We start from the raw sequence: 13,033 nt of genomic DNA on the forward strand, positions 1-13,033 counted from the left end.
GCGACCTGGGCGGCCTGGGCGACCTGGACGATACGCACGGCTCGTGCAAAACAGAATGGTGTGTCGCGAGCGCAATGTCCAATATATTATTCGCGGCTTATTGAGTCGTAAAAAGTATCAATAACGCCATGAGTACATCGATTCCCGACCTGCGCCAGTTGCGCTACTTCGTCGCCGTGGCCGAGGAGCAGCACTTCGGCCGCGCCGCCGCGCGTCTGTCGATGACACAGCCGACGCTCTCGCAGGCGATCCGGGCGCTGGAGGAGACGCTGGGCGTCGATCTGTTCGCCCGCACGCGCCGCTCGGTCGAACTGACCGCCGTGGGCGCCGATCTGCTGCCCGAAGTGCGCCGTCTGCTGGCCGCCGCCGAAGCGTTGCGCCCGCTCGCGCAGAGTCTCGCGCGCGGCGAGGCGGGCGTGCTCGCGCTGGCCTTCGTATCGACCGCCGACTACGGTTTGCTGCCCGCGCTGCTGCGCGAGTTCGGCGCGGGCTATCCGCGCGTGCGCCTGCAACTGACCGAGGCCACGAGCGACGTGCAGGTCGAGGAACTGGTGGCCGGCCGCATCGACGCGGGGCTCGTGATCGCGCCCGTGCCGCCGCGCCATGCCGCGCATCTGACGTATCTGAGCGTGGCGCGCGAGCCGCTGGTGATCGCCATGCCCACAGCGCTGGCGGCGCGCACCGGCAGCGCCACGGACGATGGCTGGTGCGACACGCCCGTGAGTCTGCGCGAGCTCGCCGAGGCGCCGCTGGTGGTGTTCCCGCGCCATCTCGCGCCGGGCTTCTACGACACCATCATGGATTGTTACGGCGCGGCCGGTCTCGCGCCGCGCGTCGGGCAGGAGGCGATCCAGATGCAGACGATCGTGAGTCTCGTTTCGGCGGGCATGGGCGTGGCGCTCGTGCCGCAGTCGCTGCGCCATTTGCGGCGCACAGGCGTGGTCTACCGGCCGCTGGCCGAAACCGTACCGACGATCGAAACCGGCCTCGTGTGGCGCGCGGCGGAAGTGAGCCCGGTGCTGGCGGCCTTTATCGAGATCGTGCGCGCGCATGCGGGATTCATATCCGGCCCTTAAACTTCGCGCAGCGCCCGAGATGTGCAAAATGGTTCGCGCCCCCTCGCGTCGGCGATAATGTCTGCCTTCGGCGTCGCGAACCGCGGCGCATCCTGCAATCCGCTTACACAGCTCACCGCCGACAAGAACGCTTTCCACGATGCTCATTCACCCGAATTTCGACCCTGTCGCCATCCATCTGGGGCCGCTCGCCGTGCGCTGGTACGGCCTGATGTATCTCGTCGGCTTCATTCTCGCGATCGTGATCGGCCGCCTGCGCCTGCGTCTGCCCTTCGTGGCCGCGCAAGGCTGGACCGCAAAAGACATCGACGACATGCTGTTCTACGGCGTGCTCGGCACCATCCTCGGCGGCCGTCTGGGCTATGTGCTGTTCTACAAGGCAAGCTGGTATTTCGCGCATCCGCTCGACATCTTCAAGGTCTGGGAAGGCGGCATGTCGTTCCACGGCGGCTTTCTCGGCGTGACTTTCGCGATGGTGCTGTTCGCGTGGCAACGCGGGCGCACGTGGCTGCAGGTCACCGATTTCGTCGCGCCGATGGTGCCGACGGGTCTGGCCGCCGGGCGTCTGGGCAACTTCATCAACGGCGAGTTGTGGGGCCGTGTGACTTCGCCCGATTCGCCGTGGGCGATGCTGTTCCCGGGCGCGGCCAACGACGACGCCGCGTGGCTGCAAACGCATCCGGCGCTGGCCGCGAAGTGGCATTTGAACGAAGTGTTCATGCAGTATCACCTGCTGCCGCGCCATCCGTCCGAACTCTATGAAATCGCGCTCGAAGGCATCGCGCTCTTCATCGTGCTGATCCTGTTCTCGCGCAAGCCGCGTCCGGTTGGCGCGATCTCGGCGCTGTTCCTGATCGGCTATGGTCTCGCGCGTTTCACGGTGGAATTCGCGCGTGAACCCGACGACTTCCTCGGTCTGCTCGCACTCGGTCTGTCGATGGGCCAATGGCTCTCGCTGCCGATGATCATCGTGGGCGTGCTGCTGATGATCTGGGCGTATCGCCGCGCGAAGCGCAACCCGGCTTCGCAGGCGGTGGGCGCGAAGAGTTAATGCGCGTTCGTTAATTCGCTTGCGCCGCACGCGCCCAATAAAAAAGCCACGGTTTTTGCCGTGGCTTTTTCTATGGTGCGTACGTTTTACTTCATTTGCACCGAACCCGAAACGTTCACCGTCACCGTCGATGTGCCGCCTTCGAGCGGCATGGGCGCCATCTTCGCGTCGGCGCTGGCGGCGCGTGCGCTCATCATCATCATCGGACGCGGCGCGACGCCGTTGTGGCCCACGTTCACGTCGCGAATCGAATAGCTGCTGTAGCCGAACGCGCGCGCTGCCGCCGATGCCTGGTCGCGAAACGATGCGATCGCCTGGGTCGAGAGTTTCTGTTCGGCGGCACGTTGCGCTTCCGGCGAGAGCGAGAACTGCACGTTGCCCACCTGCATCACCGACGAGATATCGCCTGCGAGTTTCGACGCCGCCGCGAAATCATGCGATTCGAGCACGACTTCCGTGCGTCCGCGCCAGGCGGAAATGCGGCCGTCGCGATCGGTCGACGGATAGATCGAGAACTGGCCCGAACGCGCGGTCACGCCCGCGACGCCCTTGGCCTTTTGCAAGGCCGTATCGGCACGTTGATTGAGCGTGCTGGTGAGCGTGGCCGGATCATTCGCTTCCTGCTCGTAGAACAGCGTGATGGTGACGACGTCCTGCGGCACCTCGGCGCTCGCCTGCGAGGACAGCGAGAGCACGCCCGAAGGTTGATAGCGCGCATCGCTTTGCGCATACGCGGCGCGCGGTGCGAGCGTCATGGCCAGCGGGACAGCAGCGGCGAAAGCGGCAGCGAGCGTGACGGCGGTTGTTCTCTTCATTTTGGCTCCTTGCAGAACGGATATCGCGAGCGGCCGGCACTTCGGCATCGACACGAATGTGCGCCGCGCGAGCGCATGATTGTGCGCAAGTTCGCGGCGGTGTGTCGGCTGCGTGTCTGTGCTGTGTGCGGCCGTGCGTGTTCTTGGAGCGTTGGGTAGCGGGCGCGGTTCCCGCTGCGGGCAGGGCGTTTTGCAATCTTTGCAGATTGCCGCGCCTGTGCGCCTGAAGCTTTACATCAGGCGCTTCGTGATGAAGTCCCACTCGCTTTTGGTGACCGGCGTGATCGAAAGCCGATTGCCTTTTGCGAGCACGCGCATGTCGGCGAGTTCGTCATGCTCGCGCAGCGTCGCGAGCGCAATCAATGCCGACTTCTTCTTGAACACGACATCGACGAGCATCCAGCGCGGGTTTTCCTGCGTCGATTTCGCGTCGTAGTAAGGGCTTTTCGGATCGAACTGCGTGGGGTCCGGGTAAGGCGTGGACGACACTTGCGCGAGACCCGCGATGCCAGGCTCCGGGCAACTCGAATGATAGAAGAGCACGCCGTCGCCGATCTGCATGGTGTCGCGCATGAAGTTGCGCGCCTGATAGTTGCGCACGCCCGTCCACGGCAGCGTGTGCTGCGGGGCCTTGGCGAGATCGTCGATGCTTGCTTCGTCGGGTTCGGACTTCATCAGCCAGTAGCGCATGAGTCGAAGAAGAACGTCGGAAGAGAGAGGAGAGTGGGGACCAATGAAAAACGGCACCGGACACATGTCCGATGCCGTTCGAATAGGTCCCCGCCTTAGCCGCTAGGCCGGCATCCTGAACCGAGGGTTCAGAATTGGTCGCAGTTAGCAGCACTTCGGGTACATCAGACGAGTGACGCGCACGCCCGTGCTACAAATTTCCGCAACCGTGCACATGGCATTGGTTCAAGGAATATATGACCTTGGCGAACCAGGCAGGGAAGCTGATAAAACCTGTTTCGAAACGTATTGTGTACGCTCCGATGAACTGCATTCTAACGCACTCTTCAGCAGCTTTTAAGCACTGTGTATCGAATTCTGTATTTCGACCACCGTGCGTGTTTCGTGCTTACTGTACGCCGTATTGCTGGATCACTGCACCAAGCTGATCGTTCATTTGGCGCATTGTACGACGGATTTCTTCGGCTGGGAATGCTTCCCCATGACGCACGCTGGTCTGCAGACGCAGCAGTTCCGAGGCGAGCGAAAGCGCCGCCATGACTGCGATACGGTCCTGACCGCGCACCGTGCTGTGATTGCGGATCTTCGACATTTCCGCATCCACGCGCGCGACCGCTTCGAGCAGCGCCGCCTCGGTTTCCGCCGAGCAGGCGAGGCGATAGCTCTGGCCGAGAATCGTCGCTTCGATCTGTTTGGTCGTCATGCATTTTCTCCGTGGCGAGCGGCGTTGTCGTCGGCGGCGTCCTGCTGCGGTTCGAGCAGATCGAGCTGGTTCTCGCGGTCTGCACCGCCGCGAGCGCGCGGCAGCTTTTCGAGGATCGCGTTGAGGCGAACCTGCGCGTCGTCGATCTTGGCGGAGAGACCATCGCGCTCGGCCTGCAGCGCGTTGCGTTCTTCACGCACCTGTTCGAGTTCGGCGCGCGTCGCTTCGCATTGCGCGTGCAATTGTGCGAGTTGCTCTTCGAGCGCCACGCGTGCTTCATGATGGCGCTGATTGATCTCGATCAGCCGCCCGATGTTTTGTGAGAGTGTTTCGAGTTCGTTGAGCATGTGCTGCGTCCTCTAAAGACAGGCATTCTAGCGCGGATTGCCGCGTATTCCGACATCCGCGACGTTTCCAGACGTAACAACCCTACTTCTTGCCAGTATCTTGCAGTTTCGGCCCGGTAATGCTGACTCGCCCGATGTGCTTCGAGGCGTTTTAAAGAGACGTTTTTACGCGCTGGCCAGCGCGTGCAGCGCAATAATGACGCGGTGTTGACGCTCGCAATCGCGCGTTGCTGCACGTGCCCGCGCCCACCGGGCCGGGTCACGCAGGCGACACGAAAACAGGGGCAAAGATGGTGCCGCGCAACGAGACTGAGAAGCTGCGCAAGCACGTTTGTCCCCATGTTTTGCGGTCTTTTCGTCTCTCCAGCGAAAAAAAAGGACAATAGCGGCACCTGTTTTGCGACCTGCCGGATTTCACTTTCAACGATGCGAACCGTAAGCCCCGACGAACCGCGCCACGCACAAGCGCCGCCGCCACGCCCGACGCCCGGCGTAGCGACGCCCGGCGTGTCGACGCGCGCTTCGGTGCGCCCGGCGATGCACGCGCGCCGCGCCGTGTCGATCTGGTTTGCGCTGTCGCTCGCAGCGTGTGCGGTGTTTTTCGCGTCGCTCGTGATCGGCAGCGTGCCGGTCACATTCGGGCAGGCGCTGCACGCGCTCTGGCCCAACGCGGGAATCCACGACATGGCGAGCGACATCGTGCGCACACTGCGCCTGCCGCGTGCGCTCGGCGGTTTCGCATGCGGAGCTTTGCTCGCGCTCGCCGGCGCGCTATTACAGGTGCTCTTGCGCAATCCGCTCGCCGAACCGTATGTGCTGGGCGTATCGGGCGGCGCGGCCGCATTCGCGCTGATGGCGATGATCGGCGGCCTCGCCTGGTGGGCCGTGCAGGCGAGCGCCTGTGCGGGCGCGTTTATCTCGATCCTGCTCGTGCTGGGTCTCGCGCGCCGCGAACTCTGGCGGGGCGAACCGCAGGACAGCTCGCCGCGTCTGCTGCTCACGGGCGCGGTGACGGCGGCGGGGTGGGGCGCGCTGATCACGCTGTTGCTGACGCTCGCACCCGATGCGCGTTTGCGCGGCATGCTGTTCTGGCTCACGGGAGACCTCGACGGCATTGGCGCGGCGTGGCCCGCGTGGCTCGCGCTCGCCGTCGTGCTGGTGTTCGGCGTGAGCGTTGCGCCGCGTTTGAACGTGCTGCTGCGCGGCGACGCCGCGGCGCAGGCGCTGGGCGTGCCGGTGCTGCGTCTGCGCGTGGGCGTGTATCTCGCGGCTTCGCTTGCCGCCGCTGCAGCGGTGACGACGGGCGGCACCATCGGCTTCGTCGGGCTGGTCGTGCCGCATATGGTGCGGCTCGCGTTCGGTAACGATCAGCGCATGCTCGTGCCCGCAGCCGCGCTCGCGGGCGGCTTCGCCGTAATGGCCGCCGATCTCGCCGCGCGTACCGTGGCCGCGCCGACGCAATTGCCCGTCGGCGTCGTGACCGCGCTCGCGGGCGTGCCGGTGTTCTTGTGGATGCTGCTGCGCAGGCGCGGGTCATGAGCACGCAGGCGAATCCCTTGCTCGCCACGCGCGCGCTGACGTTGCGCGTCGGCGCCCGCACGCTCGTCGATACACTCACGCAGTCCTTCAACGCAGGCGAAATCTGGTGCATCGCGGGCGCGAACGGCGCGGGCAAAACCACCTTGATCGCCACGCTTGCCGGTTTGCGCGCGCCCGCTGCGGGCCATGTCGAAGTCGATGGCATCGCGCTGCGCGACTGGAAGCCCACGCATCTCGCGCAACGCCGCGCGCTGATGCCGCAAGACGTGCGCGATGCCTTCAGCGCGAGCGTGCTCGATATCGTGCTGCTCAACCGCTATCCGCATCTCGCGGGCTGGGGCTGGGAAAGCGAAGACGATCGCATTGCCGCGCACACGGCGCTTGCGCAACTGGATCTCGAAGACTTCGCCGCGCGCGATGTGCTGTCGCTTTCGGGCGGCGAGCGTCAGCGCGTGGCGCTGGCGGCGGCACTGTGTCAGCAGGCGCCGCTGCTGCTGCTCGACGAACCGCTCGCGCACCTCGATCTGCATCACCAGATCGCCTGCCTCGAAGCTTTACGCCGATGGGTGCGCGACGCAGCGCGTACCGTGCTGCTGTCGTGTCACGATCTCAATCTCGCGCGCCGCTACGCCACGCACGCCTTGCTGCTCGATGGCCGCGGCGGCTGTTACGCGGGCCCAGTGCGCGACGTGCTCACGGCAGCGCGCGCGAGCGAAGCGTTCGGTCATCCGCTCGCGCTGATTCGCGACGGCCCGCACGAAGCGCTCGTGCCGGCCGGCGCTCGCACAAACGGATGACACGCACGACAGCTAGAACGCCTTCGCGCAAGCAACACACACAGAAAACGCATCGAAAACACAGTAAGCAAAGAACGCCATGACCACCACGCTTTCCGATCTGATCGCCGTCGAACCGCTCGACACCTCGCTGCGCGACACGCTGCAACATCTCATCGATACCAAGACCAAACCGCCCGGCAGTCTCGGCCGTCTCGAAGCGCTCGCACGCCAGCTCGGCATGATCCAGCGCACGACCAGCCCGCGCATCACGCGTCCGGCGATGATCGTGTTCGCGGGCGATCACGGTATCGCGCACGAAGGCGTGAGCCCATATCCGCAGGCCGTCACCGCACAGATGGTCGCGAACTTCCTCGCGGGCGGCGCGGCGATCAACGCGTTCAGCGGCGTAGGCGGCATCGAACTCGAAATCGTCGATGCCGGCGTGGCCACGCCGCTGCCGCCCGTCGATACCGCGAAGCTGATTGCCGTGCCGATCGCACAAGGCACGCGCAACTTCGCCACCGAAGCGGCGATGACGCGCGAGCAGGCCATCGCCGCGCTCGCAGCGGGCGCGGCGCGCGTGCGCCATCACGCGTCGCTCGGCACGAACGTGATTGGCTTCGGCGAGATGGGCATCGCGAATACCTCGTCGGCGGCCTGTTTGATGAGCCGTCTGTGCAACGTGCCGATCGACGAATGCGTCGGGCGCGGCACGGGTCTCGACAACGCGGGCCTCGCGAAGAAGCGCAACGTGCTGGCGGCGGCGCTCGCGCATCACGCGAACGTGCGCGAACCGCTCGACGTGCTGGCCACCTTCGGCGGCTTCGAAATCGCGATGATGGCGGGCGCGTACCTCGAAGCGGCGCGTCAGCGCATGGCGATTCTCGTCGATGGCTTTATCGCGTCGTCGGCGCTCGTGGTCGCCGATGCGCTTTCGCCGCACGTGCGCGATTACTGCGTGTTCGCGCACGCGTCGAACGAAGCGGGGCATCGGCGCATGCTCGATCATTTCGGCGCGCGCGAACTGCTCTCGCTCGATCTGCGTCTGGGCGAAGGCACCGGCGCGGCGCTGGCGGTGCCGCTGTTGCGTGCGGCCGTGGCGTTCCTCAACGAGATGGCGAGCTTCGAGTCGGCAGGCGTCGATGATCGCAGCGAGCGTGGGCATTGAGCGACTTCGATAAACCGGCCCGCGCCATGAATCCGCTCATGGAGGTGCGCTATTTCTTCACGGCGCTCGGCTATTTCACGCGTGTGCCGGTGCCGCGCTGGGTCGGTTTCGAGCCGGCCTGGCTGAACGCGGCGGCGCGGTATTTTCCGCTGGTCGGTTTGTTGATCGGCGCGCTGGCGGCGCTGGTTTATCTGGGCGCGCTGCGTGTTTTTCCGGCGGGCGTGGCGGTGCTGCTGTCGATGGCCGCGACCTTGCTGGTGACGGGCGCGTTTCACGAAGACGGTCTCGCCGATTGTCTCGATGCCTTTGGCGGCGCGTACAGGAAGGAAGACGTGCTGCGCATCATGCACGATTCGCGCATCGGTGCGTTTGGCGCGATCGGGCTGGTGGTGGCGCTGGCGCTGAAGTGGCAAACGCTCGCGTCGCTGCCGCCGCTGCGTGCGGCGACCTTGATGATCGCCGGTCACGCCGCGAGCCGCGTGTTCGCGATCAGCTATCTGGCGTCGCTCGACTACGTGCGGCCCGAAGGCAAAGCCAAGCCGGTTGCGCAGCGCTTGGGCGTGCTCGCGCTTGCGTTCGCGGCGGCGATCGGCTTGCCTTGGCTTGTCTGGCCCGCATGGCCGGACTGGCGCGCGGGCGTGGCGACGCTCGCCGTGCTCGGCGCGCTGCGCTTCGCGTTGGCGCGGTACTTCGTGCGGCGCATCGGCGGTTATACGGGCGATTGCCTCGGCTTCGCGCAGCAGATTTTCGAAATCGCCATCTATCTGACGGGGCTTGCATGGATCTCGTTCTGATTCGCCATCCGGCCGTGGCGATCGAGCCGGGCATCTGCTACGGAAGTTCCGATGTGCCGCTCGCCGCCGATGCCGCCAGCGGCGCGGCCTCGATCCTGGCGCGCCTGAATGCGCTGGGCGTGCGTGCGCCCGCGCGTATCGAAACGAGTCCGCTCACGCGCTGCGCGAGCGTGGCGCGCGAGCTTGCCCATCAACTCGCCGACGGGCACGGCGCGCTCGTGCCGCACGACGACGCGCGTCTCGCGGAGATGGATTTCGGCGCGTGGGAACGGCAGCGCTGGGACGGCATCGAGCGCTCGCAGATCGACGCGTGGGCCGCCGATTTTCTGCATGCGCGCGATCATGGCGGCGAGAGCGTGGCGCAATTCGATGCGCGTGTATCGGCGTGGTTCGCATCGCTCGACGCGGATCAACACGATGCGCGCGCAACGATATGGGCGGTCGCGCATGCGGGCGTGATCCGCACGATTGCGGCACGCGCGCTGGGTGCGCCGCTGGAGCGTTGTGTGCGCTGGCCGCTGGAGATGGCGGCGATCGTGGTGCTGAAGCGGGAATCCGCGAGCGGCGAATGGATGCTGGCGCGCTGGAACGCCTGAGTCAAATCGGCAATTAATCGGGATTGCAGATTATTTCGGGCGGGCGCGTTGCAGGTCTTCGCAGAGTTGCTGCGCGCCTTGCGCGATGCGCGGGCCGGGACGCGTGAGCAGATCGCCGTCGATGGCGTAGAGGTTGCCGCGCGCGACCGCCTTCAACTGCGGCCACGCACGCCAGCTTTGCAGCGCGGGCAGCGGCTGGTCCGGCTCGGTGGCGCCTTGCGATGCGGTGACGATCGCGTCGGGGTTCGCGGCGAGCACGGCTTCGGTCGACAGCGTCGGCACGAGCGGGCGCAGCGCGGCGAATACATTGCGCCCGCCGCATAAGGCGATCACGTCGGAGATCATCGATTCGCCGTTCATCGTCATCAACGGACGATCCCAGACTTCGTAGAACACGCTCACGGGTGCGCGCTGCGCGTAGGTCGCGCGCAACTGCGCGATCTTGCCGCGATAGGCGCTGGCGGCGTCCTGCGCGGTTTTTTCGGTGCCGAACAGCGTGCCCAGACGCGTGAGCGATGTCGCGACATCGTCGAGATGATGCGGCTCGCTGAAGAACAGCGGAATGTGCAGTTCGCGCAGACGGTCGAGTTGTTGCTGCGCGTTGCCGTGACGCCAGACGACGATCAGATCGGGTTTGAGCGCCGCGATGCGTTCGAGGTCGAGCGCGCGATTGTCGCCCACGCGCGGCACGCTTTGCGCCTGCGGCGGGTAATCGCTGTAGCTCACGGCGCCCACCAGTTTCGCACCGCCGCCTGCCGCGTAGACCAGTTCGGTGACATGCGGCGCGAGGCTGACGACGCGCTGGGCGGGCGCGGCGAGCGTGACGGTCGTGCCTTCATCGTCGATGGCGCTCACGGGCGCTGCATGCGCGAGGTTGAGCGAGAACGCAGCGGCGCAAACGGTAAGCTGGCGGCGCATCATCGGCCGAGTCCCTTTGCGGCTTGCGCAAGCGCGATTTCGAAGCGCTGCCATTCGTCTTCCGATGCCGGCAGGCCGAAGCGCAGACTCGCGGGCGTGTCGAAGCGGCGCGTCCAGACCGCGCGTGCGGCGAGCGCTTCCTGCCACTGCGCGGCGCGCGCGTCGGCAATCCAGCTGTAGAGCGGTGTCGCGTGCGGCGTGAAACCGTGTGCTTTCAGCAAAGCGGCGAGACGCGCGCCTTCGGCGGCCAGTTGCGCGCGCATCGCGGTTTGCCAGCCGGCGTCTTCAAACGCGTGCGTGACGGCGTGGCGCGCAGGCCCGCTCACGGTCCACGCGCCCAGCCGGGCGCGCAAGCCTGCCAGCAGCGCAGGCTGCGCGAGCGCGAAGCCGCAGCGCGCGCCCGCGAGGCCGAAGAACTTGCCCGGCGAGCGCAACACGACGAGCCCCGCACGATCGACGTCATTCGCCAGCGATGCGGCGCGCGCGGGCGCGAAGGCATCGGCGAACGCTTCGTCGACGATCAGCGTGCCGCCGCGCGCCGCCAGTTGCGCGTGCCAGCGCAGCAGCGTGTCGCGGCCGACGAGCGTGGCGGTCGGGTTGTTCGGATTGACGACGACGGCGTGCGTCACGTCAGCGGGCAAAAGCGCCGCGTCGATGTCGAACGGCACGACCGTATGACCGGCCTGCGCGAAAGCGGGCGCGTACTCGCCGTAGGTGAGCGGCGCGATGGCCACGCGCGCGGGCGGCAGGAGCGCGGGCAGGGCGCGGATCGCCGCCTGGCTGCCGGCCACGGGCAGGACGTGCTGCGCATCCGGCGCGCCGTAATAGCGTGCGGCGCAGGCTGCGAAACCGTCGCCGTCCTCGGGCAGACGCCGCCATGCCGAAGCCGGGACGGGCGGCACCGGATAGCCGTGCGGATTGATGCCGGTCGACAGATCGATCCACGACTCCCAGGGAATGCCGAAACGTTGCGCGGCTTCGTGCAGATTGCCGCCGTGCGCGACCATGCGGGGAGCGTCAGACATGTGTGGCCACGCTCACAAAAGCCATCGCGATGAGCGCGGCGAGCCACAGGATCGTCGTGCGTTCGACCAGACGCAGCGCGGCTTCCACGTCTTGCGCGCGCGGCGGCGAACCGGCGCCGAGCGGCGGACGTTCCTCCACCGCGCCGTGATAAACCGCCGCGCCGCCCAGCAGCACGTTCAGGCTGCCCGCGCCCGCGGCCATCACCGGCCCGGCGTTCGGGCTTTCCCAGCGGCGGGCCTGCTCGCGCCAGCAGCGCAGCGCCACGCGCGTATCGCCGAGCAGCGCGTAACTCGTGGCCGTGAGGCGCGCGGGAATCCAGTTGAGCACATCGTCGATGCGCGCGGCCGCCCAGCCGAAGCGCAGGAAACGCGGCGTGCGGTAGCCCCACATCGCGTCGAGCGTATTGGCGAGGCGAAACGCCAGCGCGCCTGGCCCGCCCGCAATCGCGAACCAGAACAGCGCGCCGAAGATCGCATCGTTGCCGTTTTCGAGCGCCGATTCGCAGGCCGCGCGCGAGAGCGCGGTGGCGTCGGCGTTGGCGGTGTCGCGCGAGACGATGCGCGCGGTCAGCGAGCGCGCCGCGGCGAGATCGCGTTCGGCGAGCGCCTGGGCAATCGGCGCGATATGTTCTTCGAGACTGCGCGCGCCCAGCGCGAACCACAGCAGCGCGACGTGCAGCGCCCACGCGAGCGGCCAGGGCAGCGCGGCGCAGAACAAGGCCGCGACGGCGACCGGCGGCGCAACCGCCAGCAGCCATGCCAGCAGGCCGAGCGGACGGCCGCGCCGTCCCGTGTTCAGACGTTTTTCGATGCGCGAGGCCAGCGTGCCGAAGGCGATCAGCGGATGGGCGCGGCGCGGCTCGCCGAGCCAGCGGTCGACGGCGACGCCCGCCACGGCGAGCGCGGCGGTAACGGGCAGGCTCAGCATGAGGCGCTCGCCGGGTTTGGCGCTTTCAGCACGAGCGGCAGGCCGGCGGCGACGAGCGTCGCACGATCGGCAATCGCGGCGATGCGCTGGTTCAAACGGCCGAGTTCATCGACGTAAAGACGCGTCGCCGCGCCCATCGGCACGACGCCCATGCCGATTTCGTTGCTCACCACCAGCACCGTGCCGCGTGCGCGCTCGCAGGCGGCGGCAAAGGCATCGATGCGCTCGCGCCAGTCCGGGCGCGGGCTTTCGGAGTCGGGCGGGCAGAGCAGGCTGGCGAGCCAGAGCGTCAGGCAGTCGATCAGCACGCAGCGGCCAGGCGCGGCAGTGGCGTCCAGCGCGCCGGCCAGATCGAGCGACTCTTCGACGAGCCCCCAGTGCGCGGGCCGCCGCGCCCGATGATGGCCGATCCGGCCGGCGAATTCGGCATCGGCATGCGCGCCCGCGGGCACGGCCGCGGTGGCGAGATAGGTGACGGGCAGGCCGCTGTCGGCGGCGAGGCGTTCGGCGTAGGCGCTCTTACCCGAGCGCGCGCCGCCGACGATAAAGGTGAGATCGCGCGAAATCATCGCGTGATTGTAGCGGCTGGACTGCGCGAGTTCGT

The 13,033-nt window shown here is 66.9% G+C and carries 15 protein-coding genes and 1 other RNA gene; 7 read left to right on the forward strand and 9 right to left on the reverse strand.

The genetic code is table 11. From position 1 onward, the window contains the following. Positions 1–128 precede the first annotated feature (128 nt). The gene (locus tag U5A67_RS02040; protein WP_321814338.1) at positions 129–1,076 is read left to right on the forward strand and encodes a LysR family transcriptional regulator; all 948 of its coding nucleotides are present in this window, start codon (positions 129–131) and stop codon (positions 1,074–1,076) included. Positions 1,077–1,215: 139 nt separating this feature from the next. After that, positions 1,216–2,127, forward strand: a complete 912-nt coding sequence (lgt, locus tag U5A67_RS02045; RefSeq protein ID WP_205981178.1) for a prolipoprotein diacylglyceryl transferase — start codon at positions 1,216–1,218, stop codon at positions 2,125–2,127. 86 nt (positions 2,128–2,213) lie between these two features. On the opposite strand, the gene U5A67_RS02050 is transcribed toward lgt, so the two are convergent. The 5 genes from U5A67_RS02050 to U5A67_RS02070 form a co-directional block, all read right to left on the reverse strand. After that, positions 2,214–2,942 (reverse strand): SIMPL domain-containing protein, encoded by a 729-nt coding sequence (locus U5A67_RS02050; RefSeq protein ID WP_205981177.1) that lies wholly within the window; start codon positions 2,940–2,942, stop codon positions 2,214–2,216. Between the two features lie 231 nt (positions 2,943–3,173). Beyond that, complete coding sequence (locus U5A67_RS02055) at positions 3,174–3,632, reverse strand: EVE domain-containing protein (protein WP_205981176.1); 459 nt, start codon at positions 3,630–3,632, stop codon at positions 3,174–3,176. Between the two features lie 83 nt (positions 3,633–3,715). Beyond that, positions 3,716–3,896, reverse strand: a non-coding RNA gene (gene ssrS / locus U5A67_RS02060) — 6S RNA. 124 nt (positions 3,897–4,020) lie between these two features. Continuing rightward, complete coding sequence (locus U5A67_RS02065; protein WP_205981175.1) at positions 4,021–4,335, reverse strand: cell division protein ZapA; 315 nt, start codon at positions 4,333–4,335, stop codon at positions 4,021–4,023. Next, the gene (locus U5A67_RS02070; RefSeq protein ID WP_205981174.1) at positions 4,332–4,682 is read right to left on the reverse strand and encodes an ATPase; all 351 of its coding nucleotides are present in this window, start codon (positions 4,680–4,682) and stop codon (positions 4,332–4,334) included. The genes U5A67_RS02065 and U5A67_RS02070 overlap by 4 nt, the downstream gene beginning before the upstream one ends. A gap of 426 nt (positions 4,683–5,108) precedes the next feature. Here U5A67_RS02070 and U5A67_RS02075 point away from each other — a divergent pair, with 426 nt between their 5' ends. From U5A67_RS02075 to cobC, 5 genes are all read left to right on the forward strand, one after another. Beyond that, positions 5,109–6,221 carry a FecCD family ABC transporter permease gene (locus U5A67_RS02075; protein WP_415767606.1) on the forward strand — a complete coding sequence of 371 codons (1,113 nt, stop codon included), beginning with the start codon at positions 5,109–5,111 and terminating at the stop codon, positions 6,219–6,221. Continuing rightward, positions 6,218–7,018, forward strand: coding sequence for an ABC transporter ATP-binding protein (locus U5A67_RS02080; protein ID WP_321814339.1), 801 nt, complete (start codon positions 6,218–6,220; stop codon positions 7,016–7,018). Before U5A67_RS02075 ends, U5A67_RS02080 begins: the two co-directional genes overlap by 4 nt. Positions 7,019–7,097: 79 nt before the next feature. Continuing rightward, positions 7,098–8,168 carry a nicotinate-nucleotide--dimethylbenzimidazole phosphoribosyltransferase gene (gene cobT, locus U5A67_RS02085; protein ID WP_205981171.1) on the forward strand — a complete coding sequence of 357 codons (1,071 nt, stop codon included), beginning with the start codon at positions 7,098–7,100 and terminating at the stop codon, positions 8,166–8,168. Between the two features lie 26 nt (positions 8,169–8,194). Beyond that, positions 8,195–8,962: an adenosylcobinamide-GDP ribazoletransferase gene (locus U5A67_RS02090; RefSeq protein WP_321814438.1), complete on the forward strand. Its 768-nt coding sequence runs from the start codon at positions 8,195–8,197 to the stop codon at positions 8,960–8,962. After that, a complete protein-coding gene (cobC, locus tag U5A67_RS02095; protein WP_321814340.1) occupies positions 8,947–9,558 on the forward strand; it encodes an alpha-ribazole phosphatase family protein in 612 nt (203 codons plus the stop codon). Before U5A67_RS02090 ends, cobC begins: the two co-directional genes overlap by 16 nt. 30 nt (positions 9,559–9,588) lie before the next feature. Here the strand turns inward: cobC and U5A67_RS02100 are convergent, their stop codons facing one another. From U5A67_RS02100 to cobU, 4 genes are read right to left on the reverse strand one after another with little or no spacing between them, the layout of a single operon-like run. Further along, on the reverse strand, positions 9,589–10,479 hold the full coding sequence (locus tag U5A67_RS02100) for a cobalamin-binding protein (protein ID WP_321814341.1): 891 nt from the start codon (positions 10,477–10,479) through the stop codon (positions 9,589–9,591). Further along, a complete protein-coding gene (cobD, locus tag U5A67_RS02105) occupies positions 10,476–11,501 on the reverse strand; it encodes a threonine-phosphate decarboxylase CobD (protein WP_321814342.1) in 1,026 nt (341 codons plus the stop codon). The genes U5A67_RS02100 and cobD overlap by 4 nt, the downstream gene beginning before the upstream one ends. After that, positions 11,494–12,429 (reverse strand): adenosylcobinamide-phosphate synthase CbiB, encoded by a 936-nt coding sequence (gene cbiB, locus U5A67_RS02110; RefSeq protein ID WP_321814343.1) that lies wholly within the window; start codon positions 12,427–12,429, stop codon positions 11,494–11,496. The genes cobD and cbiB overlap by 8 nt, the downstream gene beginning before the upstream one ends. Continuing rightward, positions 12,423–12,998, reverse strand: coding sequence for a bifunctional adenosylcobinamide kinase/adenosylcobinamide-phosphate guanylyltransferase (gene cobU, locus U5A67_RS02115; RefSeq protein WP_205981479.1), 576 nt, complete (start codon positions 12,996–12,998; stop codon positions 12,423–12,425). The genes cbiB and cobU overlap by 7 nt, the downstream gene beginning before the upstream one ends. Positions 12,999–13,033 lie beyond the last annotated feature (35 nt).

This window comes from Paraburkholderia sp. J69-1 (genome assembly GCF_905220255.1).
Lineage (GTDB): Bacteria > Pseudomonadota > Gammaproteobacteria > Burkholderiales > Burkholderiaceae > Paraburkholderia.